This window comes from Neobacillus ginsengisoli (genome assembly GCF_030813055.1).
This window is the reverse complement of sequence record NZ_JAUSTW010000001.1, coordinates 777,979-795,439: the sequence shown is the minus strand read 5'-3', so window position 1 is coordinate 795,439 and position 17,461 is coordinate 777,979. Positions and strand designations below refer to the sequence as shown.

Sequence of the window (17,461 nt, the reverse complement as noted above, 5' to 3'; positions counted from 1 at the left end):
AATCGAAATTTTATCTTGGTTAGAATCGTAAAATATATTCGTAGAAAAGAAAGTTCACAGGATGACCCAGAAGAACCTGTTTTCTTCCTTATACACTAATATTTACTTACATCATTTCTAGGAGGAAATATGAAAACGAAACGTTCTTCAATTACAGTAATCTTACTTTTAGCCTTAACAACTTTATTGCTATCTGCATGTTCAACTCAAGCTCAAAATAGTAAAAATCCTAACTTTTTCACTCATTATGTAGTTAATCCTTTTGCGATTTCTATTCATACTGTTGCAGATTTTTTTAATGGGGATTATGGATTGTCCATCATTATTATTACACTTCTGATTAGATTAGCCTTAATGCCATTAATGTTAAGACAATATAAAAATCAAATGGCAATGAAAGAAAAAATGGATGTTTTAAAACCAGAAATGGATGTTATCCAAAAGAAAATGAAAACTGAAAAAGACCCAAAAAAGAAACAAGAACTTCAAGCTGAAATGATGGGGCTTTATCAAAAACACGGGGTCAACCCTCTAAATATGGGCTGCCTGCCAATTCTTATTCAAATGCCGATTTTGACGGGGTTTTACTATGCTATTCGCAGTTCAAAAGAAATTGGAACTCACCATTTTTTATGGTTTAGCCTTGGTCACCCTGATATTGTCATTACCATCATTGCCGGTCTGGTTTATTATTTCCAATTTAAAGTTTCTCAGTCCAACATGCCAACCCAGCAGCAGGAGCAAATGAAATATATGGGGTTACTTTCACCATTAATGATCGTTATGTTTTCTCTAAAAGCCCCAGCCGCTCTCCCTCTTTATTGGGTTGTAGGCGGAACATTCTTAATCATTCAAACGATGATTAGCAGAAACCTTTATCAAAGCAAAAAGACTTCAGACGTACCTGTAAAACAAAAATAAATAATGGCAAAAAAGAAGCATTCCAGCGATGCTTCTTTTTTTTTACCATTTTCCCAATTAACATTTCCGATTCCTACATAAATACTTCCAACAAAGGACAAAAGTTCCCTATCCCGTTAAGAATAGATTTTTTCAAAAATGGAATCCTATCTTTGTACAACTTTAGATAAAGGAGTGTTTAAACAACATGAAAAAGAATTATTTCTTTATTGCCACCCTTATATTTACCCTTTACTTAACAGGGTGCGCAAGAAACAATGTAAATAACGACAAGGTTGCCTATCGGGATCGAAATGTGACACAGCCAACGAGGGTTAATTATAATCCTTATGGGGCTCCAGTTCCAGGTGTTGATAATACTGATGTTCAACTTGGCCGGAATGTTAATAACTACAACAATAATATAACAAATGGCAGAAATATTTATGATAATCGTTCAAAGATGAGAGTTGCTGACGAAGCAGCAACTAAAGTTGCTGACTTGAAAGAAGTGGACACTGCCAATGTCATTGTTACAGAAAATAATGCCTATGTGGCAGTCAAGCTGGCCCCTTCGTCTCGGAATAAAATGACTACAAAGATTGAAAAGAAGATTTCTAATAGGGTTAAGTCCGTTGACCGTGATATCGACAATGTATATGTTTCAGAAAACCCTGATTTTTATGATCGAATGAATGAATATGCTAGTGATATCCGTAACGGCAAACCAATATCTGGATTCTTTAATCAATTTGCAGAAACCATCCGTAGAGTTTTCCCTAAAGCGAAGTAAAGTAAAATAAAAATGCTTGGCGGAATGCCAAGCATTTTTTTAATCCTGATTATTCAACGTCTTCAAAATACTCTTTATAAAACCCTCCGACTTTTCCGGTATTGTCAATAATGTAATAAAATTCTTCTGTTTCATTTTTGACATCATAGAATTTTCCGGCTGTTAAAGCATTATTCACAAGATATTTTTTCGCGTCTGTGTGAACACATTTTACTTTTTTGAGTGTTTCACGATCTCGCCATGATAAGTGAATCATTGTTGGCATACTTCCTTTCTTTCATTGTCCCATTTTCTAGTATAATCAATGAAAACAGGAAAGTGCAACTACTACATGGCTTAGCGAAATAAAACATTTTCTACTGTTTACTACTTCCTTCGCTTGTTCACGCAAACGGTACTTTTGAATTTTTCCCGAAGCCGTCAATCCCAAGCTTCATAAATCCCTTCGTCCATACGGCCATACTCTTCGAACTCGCGGTAGGTCCATCTTAGTTCCCGATCTGAATAAATTACAGCAATATTTTTCGAATTTAAATCGAAACCTTAATAAATTAGAATTAACTCCCATTATATTTTTTTATAAATGGTGAGCTTTGGGACTTTTCAAACTGAAAAAAAACGATTACAATATAAAAAACTGAATATTCAATCCGTTTTTCCAAGGAGGCATTCTAAATTGAAAATTATGAGTAACGAGCAGTTGGTTGTTTCGTATCGGGATGCAATAAAATCTGGTAAGGAAAAGGAATGGATAAAAATTTTAAAAGATGAGATTTTACGTCGTGGATTAAAACCGTTTAAGAAGCGTTAACCTACAATTACGTAAAAAACCGCCGATATTTTCGGCGGTTTTTCAAATTATCCTTCAAGAAGCAAATTTTCAGGATCCTCAAGTAATTCCTTCACTTTTGCGAGAAAACTTACTGCTTCTTTCCCATCTACGATCCGGTGATCGTACGAAAGGGCAATATACATCATTGGCCTGTTTTCCATTCGGTCTTTATCTATAGCGACAGGTCGGAGTTGAATTTTATGCATTCCGAGGATTCCAACCTGCGGTCCATTTAGGATAGGTGTGGAAAGCAAAGACCCAAATACTCCCCCATTTGTAATCGTAAAGGTTCCACCCTGCAAATCCTTTAAAGATAATTTATTTGTTCTTGCTTTCTCGGCAAGTTGGGAAATGTCTGACTCGATTTCGGCAAATGACTTGCGTTCAGCATCCCTTACAACGGGAACCACAAGCCCATCCTCGGCAGCTACTGCCACACCTATATCATAAAACTGTTTAATTAATAGTTCATCTCCTTGAATTTCCGCATTTAAATATGGGAATTTTCTCAAGGCTGCCACAACAGCTTTTGTGAAAAATGACATAAAACCAAGACGGACTTCGTTTTCTTCAAAAAACTTATCCTTCCTCCTCTTCCTCAAATCCATGATTGACGTCATATCTACCTCATTAAAGGTTGTTAGCATGGCAGCAGTTTGCTGGACTTCCACCAAACGCTTGGCAATGGTTTGCCTGCGTCTTGACATTCGTTCGCGAATAATCGGTTTTGTGCTTTCCTGATTATTAGTCGTTTCATTTGATTGGCTGCTGTTATTGTTCTCAGGTTTATAGGACGATACATCTTGCTTGCGAACTCTTCCAAGTGGGTCAGAAGTAGGTACATCATTCAAATTGAGTCCTTTTTCTCTGGCAAGTTTCCGTGCTGCCGGGGAAGCAATAGGTCGTTGCTGTTTTTGTTCATTCGTTCCCAAACTTGGGCTTTCAGGTTTAGACTGAACTTCTCCACTAATAACAGGAGTGGCTTCAGGAGCAGCTTTCTCGTTTTGTTGAATTGGAACATTTGCCGGCTCTTGCTTTTCCAGAGCAGGTGCCGCTGCTGAAGCTCCGCTTTCATCGACAATGGCAATCGTTTCACCAACTTTTACCGTATCTCCTTCGCCAAATTTCTGTTCTTGAATTGTTCCTGAGTAATCTGAAATAATTTCTATATTCACTTTATCTGTTTCTAACTCAACAAGATAGTCACCTTTCTCAATCGGTTCACCAATATTTTTTAACCATTTAGCTATTGTTCCTTCAGTAATAGACTCCGCGAGTTCAGGTACTTTTATTTCAGCCATTATTTAATCCTCCCTCTTCTACCCTAGTTAATGCTACTTGAAGAATTTTAGATTGGTCAAACTTATGCACATTTGGATCTCCTTCGGCCGGGCTCGAGCGGCGGCGGCGGCCAATGTATTTAACCCTTATCCCGTTTGGTGCAATTTCATTGATTCGAGGTTCAACAAAATTCCATGCCCCCATATTTTTTGGTTCCTCTTGAACCCAGAAAATTTCTTTTATGTTTACATATCTGTTTACAATATTTTGCAGTAATTCGATTGGAAACGGATAAATTTCTTCTAGCCTTAAAACCTGAAGCCAGCTATAATCGTTTCCATTGTTTACATGCTCCGCAATATCTATCGCAATTTTTCCGGTACATAAAACAATCCGATCAACCTTTTCTTCTGCCCCTGAAAATTGTTCAATTATGGGCATAAATTCCCCATCACTTAATTCAGTGCTTGATGATGAAACAAGCGGATTTCGCAAAAGACTTTTAGGCGACATTATTACAAGCGGCCTCACTGCTTCCTTAGTTAGAGTCGCAGCCTGCCGCCTTAAAATATGAAAGTATTGTGCCGCACTCGTAAGATTTGCAACTGTCCAGTTATTTTCCGCACCTAATTGCAAAAATCTTTCAATCCTGCCGCTTGAATGTTCAGGCCCTTGCCCCTCATATCCATGCGGAAGCAATAAAACAAGTCCGGATTTTTGTCCCCATTTTGCCCTTCCTGCCGCGATAAACTGATCAAAGATTACTTGGGCTACATTTGCAAAATCACCATATTGCGCTTCCCAAATAACTAATGTCTCGGGAGCAAAAATATTGTAGCCATATTCAAATCCAACAACGGCTGTTTCCGTTAACGGACTATTATAAATCGCAAAGGATGCTTTAGCTGCCCGGAAATGATGTAACGGGGAGAATGTCCTACCCGTGTTGGTATCATGCAGGACGAGATTTCGATGAGCAAATGTTCCTCTTTCAGAGTCTTGACCAGTTAATCGAATCGGTGTGCCATCCGCTAATATAGTAGCAAAAGCAAGTGCTTCAGCCAGTGCCCACTCAACTTTTCCATTCTCTTTAAATGCTTCGGCCCTTCTCATTAATATTTTTTCAAGCTTATTAAACACATTAAAATCTTTAGGAAATTGGAGTAATTCTTTATTTATTGTTTGCAGTGTTTCGATAGGAACTTTTGTCTCGACTGTTGTCTGTTCCCTATTAAACATCGGCGGTTCAGGTATTTTTATCTCTTCATCCTTCTTACCCCTTGAAACCCTTTGATTTGCATTATCAAGTTTTTCTCTGATGGCATTTTCCATTTCAACTAAATCGCCATCATTGATAATTCCTTGTTTTTTTAAACTGGCCGCATATAATTCTTTTACAGTTGGATGTTTATGAATAAGTGTATACATTTGCGGGCTAGTGGTCATAGGCTCATCCATTTCGTTATGACCGAACCTGCGATATCCGACTAAATCAATGAGAAAATCTTTTTGAAAAACAGAGCGGTATTCAGCGGCTAAAAAAGCTGCGGCAATACACGCATCCGGGTCATCTGCGTTGACATGTAGGATAGGAATTTCAAACCCCTTGGCAAGGTCACTTGCATAACGGGTCGACCGTGAATCTTTTGACTCGGTTGTAAATCCAATTGTATTATTGGAAATAATGTGGATCGTTCCACCCGTTCGATATCCTTTTAAGCGACTTAAATTTAATGTTTCCGCGACAATGCCTTCCCCGGGAAAAGCTGCGTCACCATGAATTAAAATCGCCAGTGCTGTGTTACTATTTTCTTCTGCATAACCGGGTTGTTCTCTATTGTCCTGTGCTGCACGCGTAAAGCCCTCAACCACTGCACCGACAAATTCAAGATGGCTCGGGTTATTCGCAAGTGATAGCTTTGCTTTAATTGTATTCTCACTTTTGATTTGCCGGTTTAAACCCAAGTGATATTTGACATCCCCAGTCCAACCAAAATTTATTCCAATTGAGCCTTCAGAAGGTACAAGTTCTTTATTTGGTGCATGTTGAAATTCTGCAAAAATCATTTCGTATGGCTTACCCAGCACATGCGCAAGTACATTCAGCCTTCCACGGTGAGCCATCCCAATATTGATAAATGCTGCACCATCATGAACCGCTTCAGAAATTATTTCATCAATGATAGGAACCATTACATCAAGACCTTCAATAGAAAAACGCTTTTGACCCACAAAAGTCTTGTGCAGAAATTTTTCAAATTCCTCAATTTCAATAAGCCTTTTTAAAATGTTGACCTTTTTCTCTCTTGTAAGAATAGAGTTGAAACTGCCTTTTTCAATCATTTCAAGTAACCAATTTTTTTCCTCGACATTATGAACATGATGAAATTCATAGGCAGTCGATTTTGTGTAGATTTCTTTTAAATAAAGATATGCATCATATGCTTTTCGAACGCTTGAAGGAGCATTTTTAAGAAAAAGCTCCGCGGGCATCTCTTTTAAATCCTCGATAGTAAGGCCATAATTGCTGAGTTCAATATTTTCAACTTTAGGCCGTTCATTACCAAGCGGATAGATATTAGCTGCAAGATGTCCGTATGAGCGAATATTTTCTGCAAGCTTAACTGCTTCCAATATTTTTTCCATTTGAACCTTATTCGGTTCCGTAACAGTCTCTACAGTGGAAATAGTAGGGGTGAAGTCTTCCATATCTACTTCCTCAAAAAACGCTCTCAACTCTGGTTCAACTGTTTCCGGATTTTTTTGATAGCATTCAAATTGTTCGATTACATAGCCAAGATTAGGGCCAAAAAAACCTTCTAAGAAAGCTTTTTTATTTACATTTGGCCTGTTCATTCATCAATCCCCCTTAAATCGTATGTACAGTGATACATTATCTTTATTACTATTGCCATTTAATAAAAAAAAGCATCGAAAAACTTATAAATCATTATATTTTTATGTAATGATTGGTTTTTTAACAGAATGAACCTTAATGATTTAACAAATTAATCCATAACAACCTTATAAAATCTCCACATGGAAAAAAGGCAGGGATCTGATCCCTGCCTTTTTGAACAAAAAATTGTGTAAATTAGAATTTTCTCTTATCTGCGACTATAGGCAGAACGATGTTAACCTTTGTTCCAACTCCTTCTTTACTCTCAATAGAAATGAAACCATTATTTTTTTCGATAAGCCGTTTTGCAATGGATAATCCTAACCCTGTACCTCCATTTTCACGGCTCCTTGCCTTATCAATCCGATAAAAACGATTAAATACTTCCGGAATATGCTCAGTTGGAATACCGATCCCCCGGTCCATTACTGATAATAAAATAGCATTATCCAGCTCCTTAGCAGAAATAACAATGGTTTTATTTTCCCGTGAATATTTGATGGAATTATCCAATAAGATAATTAAAATCTGCTGTAAATGCTGTTCCGATATGGCAACTTGAGGCATCTGGTGAGAAAGATCCATCGTAAATAAAAAATCAGGATGAATCATTTCAAGGTTTTTTACTAATTGCCGCAAAATTATCGGAAGATTTGCTTTTTCTCCAATTAAAATTCTCGGATTCTCCGCCCTTGTTAGTTCGAGCAAATCAATAATAAGCTTTTTTAATCTTGTTAGCTCTTGAAGAGATGCCTCCAATGATTCATCTAAAATCAATGGATCTTTTTTTCCCCATCGGTTTAAGAGCGAAAGATGCCCCTCAAGAATGGAAACAGGAGTTCTCAATTCATGTGAGGCATCTTCAACAAATTGCTTTTGCTGCAAAAAGGACTTTTCAATTTCATCCATCATTTCATTAAAAACAATTGTAAGGTCTGTCAATTCGTCCTTTTGCTTATAAACCTCCATACGTTCTTGAAAGCCGTTTTCTTTTATCTTTTTCATAGCATTTGCTAAATCCCTTACAGGTTTTAACAACTGATTTGCAAGAAAAAAGCCGCTGATTGCGCTTAATAGAATTGCTGCGATTCCAAACACGGTCATAACCCAAAAAAGGTGATCCATCATTTTATTATAATTATTTAATTGGCGGACAACCTCAAGAGTTCCTTGAAATTTATCACCCTTAATCGGCAGCCTTGATACAATTGCTTCATTTCCTTCTTCAGTCACATATTCTGTTATTCTTTCTTTTACGGGAGTCGGCTCCAGGACTGAAAAATCTCCATTCTTATCGAGCACAAGGATTTTTCCTGTTTGATCATAGATCCGAATGAGTTGATCTTTATCATTCATTTTCCTTAAAAAACCTTTGCTATTTTCGATATCATTATTGGTTAAAGAGCTTGATCTATCCTTAAAATAAGTCGCAATATCTGTTATCGTTCTATTGACAGCAACCTCTTCACGTTTTAACATCCAATTGGATACAGTATGATATTCTAAAAAACTGAATAAAAAAAAGGTGAAAAATATCGCAGTTGAACCGCTTAACACCAATTTTGTTTGCCACGGAAACCTATTTACACGAAAGCGAATTCTTTGTATCATCTCATCACATATCCTGTGCCGCGTACAGTTTGAATATAGCTTCCTTCATTTTGGTCATCAATTTTGTTTCTTAAGTACCGGACATAGACATCAACAACATTTGTTTCTACACCTGTATTGTAGCCCCATACCTTATTTAAAAGTACTTCTCTTGTCAATACGATGTTAATATTGCTCATGAAAATCAGTAGCAGGTCATATTCCCTCTTCGTAAGACCAATAACCTTTTCCCCTTTTTTAACCACACAGGATTCCACTTCAACAGTAAGATCTTTAAAGGTGTAGGTAGTCATTCCATGTGCAGTAAGGGCCTCAACCCTGCGCAGCAATGATCTAAGCCTCGCTAATAATTCTTCAATGGCAAAAGGCTTAATAATATAATCATCCGCCCCGCTATCAAGCCCTGAAACTCGATCTAAAACACTATCCCTTGCAGTAATCATGATGATTGGGATTGTTTTATTGGTTTGCCTTATCCTTCGGCACACTTCCATTCCATTTAATTCAGGCAGCATTAAATCAAGCAGGATAGCATCCCAATTTTCAGAAAGCGCTAGTTGTAATCCGCTTCGCCCATCAGAGCAAACATTAATTTCATAGCCTTCATATTTCAATTCAAGTTCTATAAATCTTGCTAAGTTCTTTTCATCTTCAATGATTAATATTTTTGGCATCTATGTCACACTCGCATTTGAAATTTGAAAATATTATTATTATTTTAACTGATGTTTATCATGAAGAAAATTCATTACAGCATGAATTATTTCAATTGATTGGTAGGACATAAGCGAAAGTGCACTTAGAGAAAAGAATCCTACAATTAAAAAACGTACCCACATATTTCATTCCTCCTTTTTGCTTTTTCAATCATCAGCATTGTCTAGTTGGAATGGAAATGTTTTATACTTTATAAACTGCTACTACTAAATTAATCATAGCTCCAAAACTTAAAGCCAACATGAAAGGAAAATGAGAATTTCCTTAAAAAGTAAATTTTTAACATCAAATTGATTTAAAGAAAAAACACATGCAGAAAATGCATGTGCCGACTTTGCGGGAACTTTCGTTTTGGTTATGCTGTGTCTTAGCAGCAGGTGAGAGACAGCTTAAGCAAAACGAAATCAAAAAAATCCGACCATTAGTGTTACATTCCCTTTATTTATCCATACAAAAACATCATACAGGTGGAGAAATAAGGATTAATGAAAATAACATTAAAATTAGATTAGAATTTATTCCCCAAGGCTTTTTCTCGATAAAAAGCTAAATTATTTAATTCAACGGCGATTTTTTCTGCTGCGGTCTTGGGATCGTCCGCAAAAATTTCAATAAACCCACCTTCATATTCCTGTCGCTTATAGTTGTAGCGGGGATCGTAATAATTTTCAAGCAGAATTCGAATCATTTCCCTGTAATTCCTGTCTACTAAAGTTTCATTCAGCATTTTCTTAATTTCTTCATTTTTTACCCATCTTAACACCTTTTCAATCCCGTCAGAGATTTTTTCGTAATACCATGGTTCATTTTCATACGGTAATACATATTCGGAGACTAAATGTTTAATTCTTTGTTCAACCGGTGTATGGAGATGAATGTTAAGTCCTTGCATTTTTCTATTCAATAGTTCTTCTGGCTGCACGGCTTTTCCGATTCGCTTACTTTCAGCTTCCATTAGAAAATAAGGGGAATCTTGTAATTCCTTAAGACCTTGAAACAGAAGAGAATCAAACATTTTTTGATTATGACCATCTTCTAAACCAATGGTTCCGAATATAGAACCACGGTGGCCTGCCATTTCTTCAAGATCTAGAGTGGGATACCCCATTTCCTTCAAGTATTTTAATACTTCAGTTTTCCCTACACCTGTCAGCCCATGCAACACGACAGCTTTTTCAGGGAACATCGACGGGATTTCTGCCAGAATATATTGGCGATATGCTTTATACCCGCCCTCTAAACGTGATGCATAGATTCCGGCAAACTCTAAAAAGGTTACAACTGCTTTGCTGCGCATTCCGCCGCGCCAACAGTGGATAATTAATTCACTCCCCTTCGATGATGCCACTTTTAATGTCTTAAGCAATAAAGGAATTTTAGGTGAAACCACTTCCATCGCTCTCCATTTTGCGTTGGCAGGCCCCTCTCGTTTATAAATTGTTCCTATTTCTTGCCGCTCTTCGTCAGAGAATAAAGGGATATTAATTGCCCCGGGAATTGCACCATCTTTAAACTCGACGGGTGAGCGTATATCAATAATAATTGGTTGCTTTAAAGTTAGAAGTTCCTTAATAGTAATATCCTTCATATCTAAATACTCCTCATCAATAATAAAAAATGGTCTTTTTCAAATAAATATCCTACAAAAATAAACAAAACTTCCAATACTGGAAGTTTCAATAAACAGAGAAATTTCGTATACGATGGTGAATTAATAAAGATATGTCTATAATAGTATAAACTAATTATAGTATAGTTAAACGCTGCAATCAATAAAACACTAAAACCATTAACTATACCAATTTTGATTCTTGTTGGAAACCAGATAGAAGTTTTTCCATTTCTTCCAGATTATTATTTTCAAATAAATCCACAATCTTACTACCGACAATGACCCCATCACAAAACTCCGTTAATTCCTTTATTTGATTTGCGTTTGAAATTCCGAAACCTGCTAAAACAGGAATTGGACTAATTTCTTTTACACTTTTTAAGAATTGATTCAAGTCACTGTCATACCGGTTTCTAGTACCGGTTATTCCCTTTACCGTTACCAAGTATAAAAATCCTTTTCCCTTATGCGAAATCGTTTTGATTCGTTCCAGAGGAGTTGTCAGCGTTACGAGTCGGATTAATTCAATCTCTGCTTTATTAAGATGTTGTACAATGATATCTTCCTCCTCAATCGGCAAGTCGGGAATAATACAACCGTCAACCCCTGCTTTCCTTATATCCTCCACAAACGCTTCTATTCCATAGGCGTAAATCGGATTTAAGTATGTCATCAATAGTAACGGAATTGTTACTACCTCTCTTGCTTTGACAAGTTCTTCGATAATTCCTTTTAAGGTCGTACCTCTCTCCAAGGCTCTAATCCCTGCCGCCTGTATCGTCGGTCCGTCTGCAACCGGATCAGAAAATGGAACTCCTACCTCGATCGCAGTCGCACCGAATTTTTCAAGTGTGACTAGCCTGTTAACAAGACATTCGACTCCTCCATCTCCTGCCATTATATACGGAACGAATGCCTTCCTATTCTCTTTTTTTAATTTTGAAAATGTGTTTTCGATTCGGCTCATCTCTTATCTCTCCTCTTTTAATCTGGTTTTAACTGCATCTACATCCTTATCACCGCGGCCCGACAAACAAATAACAATACTTTCAGTCTCCTGCATTTGCGGTGCAAGTTTAACTGCGAAGGCTACCGCGTGTGCACTCTCAAGTGCGGGTATGATTCCTTCTAGCTTTGATAAAAGCTTAAATGCTTCAAGTGCCTCATGATCTGTTATAGAGTTATATTCTGCTCGCCCTATGTCTTTTAAATAGCTATGTTCCGGTCCTACCCCTGGATAATCGAGCCCTGCTGAAATCGAGTGAGCCTCCTGAATTTGTCCATCCTGATTTTGCAATAAATACATTAATGAACCATGTAAAACACCAGGTGTACCTTTTGTTAATGATGCTGCATGGAAATCGGTATCTATTCCCTGTCCGGCTGCTTCCACACCATAAAGCTTAACGATTTCATCTTCAATAAAGGCATGAAACATTCCCATCGCATTGCTTCCTCCTCCTATACAGGCAACAACCGCCTCAGGAAGCTTTCCTTCTCTTGCAAGGTACTGTTCCTTCGTTTCCTTACCAATTACACTTTGAAAATCCCTTACCATTACAGGAAACGGATGCGGTCCCATGACAGAACCCAAAAGATAGTGGGTATCATCTACATTTGCCACCCAGTATCGTAACGCTTCGTTAACCGCATCTTTTAATGTTGCACTGCCTGAGGTAACACTAACGACTTTCGCACCAAGCAATTCCATCCGAAAAACGTTCAATGCCTGCCGTTTGATATCTTCTTCACCCATAAATATAATACAATCGAGATTAAGTAATGCACAGACGGTTGCTGTAGCTACACCATGCTGCCCTGCACCGGTTTCGGCTACAATTTTTCTTTTTCCCATTCTTACTGCAAGCAGTGCTTGACCTATGGCATTGTTAATTTTATGGGCACCGGTATGGTTTAGATCTTCTCTTTTTAAATAAATTTTAGCTCCTCCTGCATATCGAGTGAGGTTCTCTGCAAAATAAAGCGGTGTCTGTCTGCCAACATATTCTTTTAGCAATCTCTGAATCTCAGTTTGAAAATCGACGTCTTCCTTTGCCAAGTCATAAGCCTCTTGCAGTTCAGATACAGCTTTCATTAATGTTTCCGGTACAAATCTTCCTCCAAATATACCGAAGTGGCCTTTTTCGTTTGGTAATGTATAAGTGTTCATTTCGTTTTCCCTCCAATGAGTTTGCCTTTTGCCTTTTCTATAAACGATTGAATCTTTTTCAGGTCCTTTCTTCCTTCAGTTTCTACCCCGCTGCTAACATCCACCATAAATGGACCTATTAATCGAATTCCCTCTTCTACATTTTCTACAGTTAATCCTCCAGCAAGGATTACCTTTTTTCCCTTAAAATTAGCGGAGTTTATGGATGTCCAATCAAAAGTTGTTCCATTTCCTCCTCTGTATTTCCCTTTCGGACCATCCAGCAACATATATTCACAGGGATAATTTATTACATCTTCCATTCTTTCGTTGTTTTGCAAGCTCAATGCCTTTATTACAGGTAAAGACAGGGATCTGCTAAATGTAGCCGGTTCATCTCCATGTAACTGTATATGGGTAAGCCCGACATTTGAAGCTATTTTCTCAATTTCCTCTTTTGATTCATTGACAAAAACGCCAACCTTGAGCACATTTTTTGGTAAGCTTCGCACGATTTCTCTTCCCTGATTAATTGAAACCCGTCTTTTACTCTCAGCGAAAACAAGTCCAATTGCATCTGCTCCGTATTTTACAGCTTCAATAGCCGTTGCTGCATCCGTAATTCCGCAAATTTTAACCTTCATTACTTTAAGCCTCCAACTAGCGGTAAGCGAAAATCTAAAAAGGATTGTTTAACATCCCGGCTTTTCATCAATGCTTCTCCGACTAAAATCCCATTCGCCCCCACCTTTCTTACTCGATCAACATCCTCCGGATGGTGAATACCACTTTCACTAATTAGAAAGGCGCCTGAATTTTTAACTAAAGGAGCTAACTTTTCAGTTATTCCAAGATTTACATGAAATGTTTTTAAATCGCGATTATTAACCCCAATTAGCTTTGCACCAGTTTTAAGTGCCTTTTCTAATTCCGCTTGGTTATGGACCTCAACAAGTACTTCCAAATCGAGACTTTTCGCATATTGATATAGCTCCGCTAAATTGACCTCTTCTAACGCTGCCGCAATTAATAAAATCATGTCTGCCCCATTAATAGAGGCCAGTTCGATCTGAACCCGGTCAATGATAAAATCTTTGCAAAGGATCGGGAGGTCGACCACTTCCCTAATGGTACGTAAATCAGAGAAGGAGCCTTTAAAAAATGTTTGGTCTGTTAGGACTGAGATAGCTGCAGCACCGCAATTTTCGTATAATTTTGCCTGCACTGTCGGCTCAATTCCATTATTAATAATTCCCTTCGAAGGAGAAGCACGTTTAAATTCGGCAATAATCGAAATTTCTTCTGCTATTTGCAACTGATGAATAAAAGATTTTTTTCGTATTGTTGATGGTTGTGAAGCTTGGATGCTTTCTCGGAAGCTGATCAACTCTTTTTTCTTTTGATGGATAATCCTATCTAATATTGTTTCCATTCAAATCGCCTCCCTTTGACCTATCCGTGATTTTTCAATTAATCGTTGTAATTTTTCATAAGCTTCCCCTGAATCTATGATTTCCTTCGCCACATTTACCCCGTCCCTAATTGAGTGTGCCTTACCCGCAGTGAATATTCCGATCCCTGCATTGAGTAAAACGGTGTCACGGTAAGCACCTTTTTCTCCTTTTAAAACACTCACTAATATTTCAGCGTTTTCCTTGGAATCGCCGCCCTTGATACAACTATTATCATATTGAGGCAGGTTGATTTCTTCGGGGTAAAAGGAATGATTCGTTATCCGATCAGCCTCTAAAATAGTCAGATGATTTTCGCCTTGAAGTGAGGCTTCATCCATAAACCCCGCACCGTTTAATACTATGGCCCGCTTTCGTCCCAGTTTTTGAAGAACTTCAGCAAAAACATGCAATAAATCCCTTCGATAAACGCCTAGTAATTGGTAGTCTAAATCAATTGGGTTGGTAAGCGGCCCAATAAAATTAAAGATTGTCGGGATTTTTAATTGTCTTCTGACAGCCGTCACTTTCTTCAACTTAGGGTGAACATTGGGTGCAAAAAGGAAAGCGACCCCGATTTCCTGAAGTAATTCCTCCGTCCTTTCAGCTGATAAATTTAAATTAATTCCTAAATATTCAAGAACATCTGCACTACCCGTTTTACTGGAGATACTTCGATTACCATGTTTAGCAACTGTGATCCCGGCACCGGCAATAACAAAAGCAGAGGTTGTGCTAACATTGAAGCTTGAAGAACCGTCCCCTCCAGTGCCGCAATTATCAAGAACATTCGGAAATTTCCCGTTAAAGGTTAAAGTATTATCTTTAAGTGCTTTTACAATACCGACTATCTCTTCGACCGTTTCCCCTTTAGATTTGAGGCCCATTAAAAAGGCAGCAATTTCAGATTCCGACACCTCTTCTCCCAAAATCAAATTAATGGCCTCCTTCATTTGCTTCTCAGAAAATGATTCCTTTTCAGCTAACTGGAGCAAAAAGTTCTTCATTATTTTTATCCCCCTTTATATCAAATAAAAAGTTTTTAAGAATTTGTTTTCCGTTAGGAGTCCCGATGGATTCGGGATGAAACTGAACACCGTAAACCGGATAATAACGATGCTTTATCGCCATCACTTCCTGATCATCCATTGCAGTAGCTACACAATCCAGTTCCAGCGGAAGACTATTCTTTTCAATGACTAAAGAATGATATCTCATTACTTCCAGCGGTGACGATAAATATCTAAAGGCCCCTGTGCTATTATGAGTAATAAAGGATGTTTTTCCATGCTTTATCTGATCTGCCCGTTTTATAATTCCACCAAAAGCAGAACCAATCGCCTGGTGCCCAAGGCAAATTCCTAAGATTGGAATCTCTTGATAAAAAGTTTGAATTACTTCAATACAGATACCGGCATCCTCAGGTCTACCGGGTCCCGGTGAAAGAATTATGGCTGCAGGGTTTAACTTTTTTATATCTTCCATATCCAACTGATTATTTCGAAACACAACTACTTCTTCCCCCAACTCCCCTAAATACTGATATAGATTAAACGTAAAGGAATCATAATTGTCGATTAGCAGTATCATTTTTCACCCTCCAAAAAGCTTTTTAATTTATTAACAGTTTCCTCGTATTCAGCCTCGGGATTTGAATCGAATACAATTCCTGCTCCGGCTTGGATATAAGCTGTTCCTTCTTTTAGAATCATCGTCCTAATCGCTAGGGCAAAATCCATATTCCCATTGGCTGATACATAACCGACAGCGCCGGAATATAGTCCGCGCTTGGATTTTTCTAACGTATTGATAATTTCCATTGCCCTTATTTTAGGTGCTCCTGATACCGTACCTGCCGGAAGGCAGGCGGCTAGAGCATCTAAGGAAGTATTTTCAGGTTTTAACTGACCGCTTACCTCAGAAACAAGATGCATCACATGTCTGAATTTTTGAATTTCCATATACTTTTCCACATGGACTGTTCCAAATTCGCAAACTCGCCCAAGATCATTTCTGCCCAGATCAACAAGCATCTTATGTTCTGCAAGTTCTTTTTCATCTGTTAACAATTCTTTTTCAATCATTTGGTCTTCAGCACTATTAATCCCTCTTCTTTTTGTTCCGGCAATCGGATTAGAAATGACTTGTTTTCCCCTCGTTTTTATTAAGCTCTCCGGGGAGGAACCCACTACTGTATATTCTTCAAATTCAATATAGAACATATAGGGTGTAGGGTTACTGGAACGATGTTTGCGATAAAGCGATAAGGCGGAGCCCTGAAATAAAGATTTCATCCTTCTTGACAGCACGACTTGAAAGATGTCACCTGCACGAATGTGTTCTTTGGCGATTTCAACGTTTTGCATAAATTCTTCCTTTGATGTTTCTGTTTCAAACCCCGAAAATTGAAAGGTCTCTTCCTCATGATATAAATCCGCCTGCTTAAGCTCATCTACCCTTTGTAGAATTCGTTTTTCAATTATTGTTTCATCACTTTCTTCCAAAAGCGGAATCCCGCAAATGATTACTTTTTCCTGAAGATGGTCAAACACGATGATTTCTTCAAAAAACATTAAATGAACATCCGGCATCTCTAACCTGTTGGTTAAACTATCACCTATATCCTCAAATTGGCGAACGATATCATAACCGACATATCCGACAGCACCCGCCAAAAATGGAAACGGAAGGTCTGAAAAGTCCCTTTCAGGTAGAAGATTTTTCATTACTTCCAGTGGATTTCCTTTCAAAATTCGTGTTTCTCCATTTCTATTTACAAGTTTGTTACTATCACCGGTCGATATCAGTTCGAAAGCCGGGTCCGATCCGATAAAGGAATATCGCCCCGTGTCATTATACTTATGGGAACTTTCCAACAGAAATTTTTTCTGTCCATTGATTTTTTGTAAAATTGATATCGGAGTAAGCGTGTCTCCGCTTAATTCTTTATAAAAATACCCTGATTTTGTTTTCATTTCACAACTCCTTCTTCAAAATAAAAAATCGCCCTCTATACGCATAACAAAAATTTATGCGTATAGAGGGCGATTCAAAAGCCGCGGTGCCACCTCCATTTGAAGCAGAAAAATTTTCTGCTTCCTCTTTCAGATACAGGATTTTTGTCCGATATCCTATCCTTTTAACGGTGGAATTCCGGGCAGCCCTACTACAGGTTTCAAACTGCCACTCGCAAGTCCATTCCACAAATCCATTCAT

The 17,461-nt window shown here is 37.9% G+C and carries 17 protein-coding genes and 1 other annotated feature (1 of these 18 cut by a window edge); of the genes, 3 read left to right on the top strand and 14 right to left on the bottom strand.

Features of this window, described 5'->3' with window-relative positions; all coding sequences use genetic code 11:
• Nucleotides 1-129 precede the first annotated feature (129 nt).
• Both yidC and J2S10_RS04250 read left to right on the top strand, forming a co-directional pair.
• Nucleotides 130-921: a membrane protein insertase YidC gene (gene yidC, locus J2S10_RS04255; RefSeq protein ID WP_307404702.1), complete on the top strand. Its 792-nt coding sequence runs from the start codon at nucleotides 130-132 to the stop codon at nucleotides 919-921.
• 187 nt (nucleotides 922-1,108) lie between these two features.
• Nucleotides 1,109-1,693, top strand: a complete 585-nt coding sequence (locus tag J2S10_RS04250; protein ID WP_307404700.1) for a YhcN/YlaJ family sporulation lipoprotein — start codon at nucleotides 1,109-1,111, stop codon at nucleotides 1,691-1,693.
• Nucleotides 1,694-1,742: 49 nt separating this feature from the next.
• On the opposite strand, the gene J2S10_RS04245 is transcribed toward J2S10_RS04250, so the two are convergent.
• Entirely contained in the window at nucleotides 1,743-1,949 is a 207-nt protein-coding gene (locus tag J2S10_RS04245) for a DUF6501 family protein (protein WP_307404697.1), read from the bottom strand.
• A 429-nt stretch (nucleotides 1,950-2,378) separates the two neighbouring features.
• On the opposite strand from J2S10_RS04245, the gene sda reads away from it, so the two are divergent.
• The gene (gene sda / locus J2S10_RS04240; protein WP_370876157.1) at nucleotides 2,379-2,504 is read left to right on the top strand and encodes a sporulation histidine kinase inhibitor Sda; all 126 of its coding nucleotides are present in this window, start codon (nucleotides 2,379-2,381) and stop codon (nucleotides 2,502-2,504) included.
• A gap of 47 nt (nucleotides 2,505-2,551) precedes the next feature.
• Here sda and odhB read toward each other — a convergent pair whose 3' ends face one another.
• From odhB to trpE, 13 genes are all read right to left on the bottom strand, one after another.
• Nucleotides 2,552-3,826 (bottom strand): 2-oxoglutarate dehydrogenase complex dihydrolipoyllysine-residue succinyltransferase, encoded by a 1,275-nt coding sequence (gene odhB / locus J2S10_RS04235; protein WP_307404693.1) that lies wholly within the window; start codon nucleotides 3,824-3,826, stop codon nucleotides 2,552-2,554.
• Nucleotides 3,819-6,662 (bottom strand): 2-oxoglutarate dehydrogenase E1 component, encoded by a 2,844-nt coding sequence (locus J2S10_RS04230; RefSeq protein ID WP_307404691.1) that lies wholly within the window; start codon nucleotides 6,660-6,662, stop codon nucleotides 3,819-3,821. Before J2S10_RS04230 ends, odhB begins: the two co-directional genes overlap by 8 nt.
• A 238-nt stretch (nucleotides 6,663-6,900) precedes the next feature.
• Complete coding sequence (locus tag J2S10_RS04225) at nucleotides 6,901-8,316, bottom strand: HAMP domain-containing sensor histidine kinase (RefSeq protein WP_307404689.1); 1,416 nt, start codon at nucleotides 8,314-8,316, stop codon at nucleotides 6,901-6,903.
• A complete protein-coding gene (locus tag J2S10_RS04220; RefSeq protein ID WP_307404686.1) occupies nucleotides 8,313-8,990 on the bottom strand; it encodes a response regulator transcription factor in 678 nt (225 codons plus the stop codon). The genes J2S10_RS04225 and J2S10_RS04220 overlap by 4 nt, the downstream gene beginning before the upstream one ends.
• Nucleotides 8,991-9,029: 39 nt before the next feature.
• Complete coding sequence (locus J2S10_RS04215; RefSeq protein ID WP_307404684.1) at nucleotides 9,030-9,155, bottom strand: hypothetical protein; 126 nt, start codon at nucleotides 9,153-9,155, stop codon at nucleotides 9,030-9,032.
• Between the two features lie 386 nt (nucleotides 9,156-9,541).
• The gene (mnmH, locus tag J2S10_RS04210; RefSeq protein ID WP_307404682.1) at nucleotides 9,542-10,621 is read right to left on the bottom strand and encodes a tRNA 2-selenouridine(34) synthase MnmH; all 1,080 of its coding nucleotides are present in this window, start codon (nucleotides 10,619-10,621) and stop codon (nucleotides 9,542-9,544) included.
• Nucleotides 10,622-10,826: 205 nt separating this feature from the next.
• Nucleotides 10,827-11,612 carry a tryptophan synthase subunit alpha gene (trpA, locus tag J2S10_RS04205; protein ID WP_307404680.1) on the bottom strand — a complete coding sequence of 262 codons (786 nt, stop codon included), beginning with the start codon at nucleotides 11,610-11,612 and terminating at the stop codon, nucleotides 10,827-10,829.
• A gap of 3 nt (nucleotides 11,613-11,615) precedes the next feature.
• Nucleotides 11,616-12,815: a tryptophan synthase subunit beta gene (trpB, locus tag J2S10_RS04200; protein ID WP_307404678.1), complete on the bottom strand. Its 1,200-nt coding sequence runs from the start codon at nucleotides 12,813-12,815 to the stop codon at nucleotides 11,616-11,618.
• Nucleotides 12,812-13,438 (bottom strand): phosphoribosylanthranilate isomerase, encoded by a 627-nt coding sequence (locus J2S10_RS04195; protein WP_307404675.1) that lies wholly within the window; start codon nucleotides 13,436-13,438, stop codon nucleotides 12,812-12,814. Before J2S10_RS04195 ends, trpB begins: the two co-directional genes overlap by 4 nt.
• Nucleotides 13,438-14,226: an indole-3-glycerol phosphate synthase TrpC gene (gene trpC, locus J2S10_RS04190; protein WP_307404673.1), complete on the bottom strand. Its 789-nt coding sequence runs from the start codon at nucleotides 14,224-14,226 to the stop codon at nucleotides 13,438-13,440. Before trpC ends, J2S10_RS04195 begins: the two co-directional genes overlap by 1 nt.
• Entirely contained in the window at nucleotides 14,227-15,252 is a 1,026-nt protein-coding gene (gene trpD, locus J2S10_RS04185; protein ID WP_307404671.1) for an anthranilate phosphoribosyltransferase, read from the bottom strand.
• Nucleotides 15,224-15,835 (bottom strand): anthranilate synthase component II, encoded by a 612-nt coding sequence (locus J2S10_RS04180; protein ID WP_307404669.1) that lies wholly within the window; start codon nucleotides 15,833-15,835, stop codon nucleotides 15,224-15,226. The genes trpD and J2S10_RS04180 overlap by 29 nt, the downstream gene beginning before the upstream one ends.
• Complete coding sequence (trpE, locus tag J2S10_RS04175; RefSeq protein WP_307404668.1) at nucleotides 15,832-17,220, bottom strand: anthranilate synthase component I; 1,389 nt, start codon at nucleotides 17,218-17,220, stop codon at nucleotides 15,832-15,834. The genes J2S10_RS04180 and trpE overlap by 4 nt, the downstream gene beginning before the upstream one ends.
• Before the next feature lie 62 nt (nucleotides 17,221-17,282).
• Nucleotides 17,283-17,461 (bottom strand) — a binding site (T-box leader) (it continues 71 nt past the right edge of the window).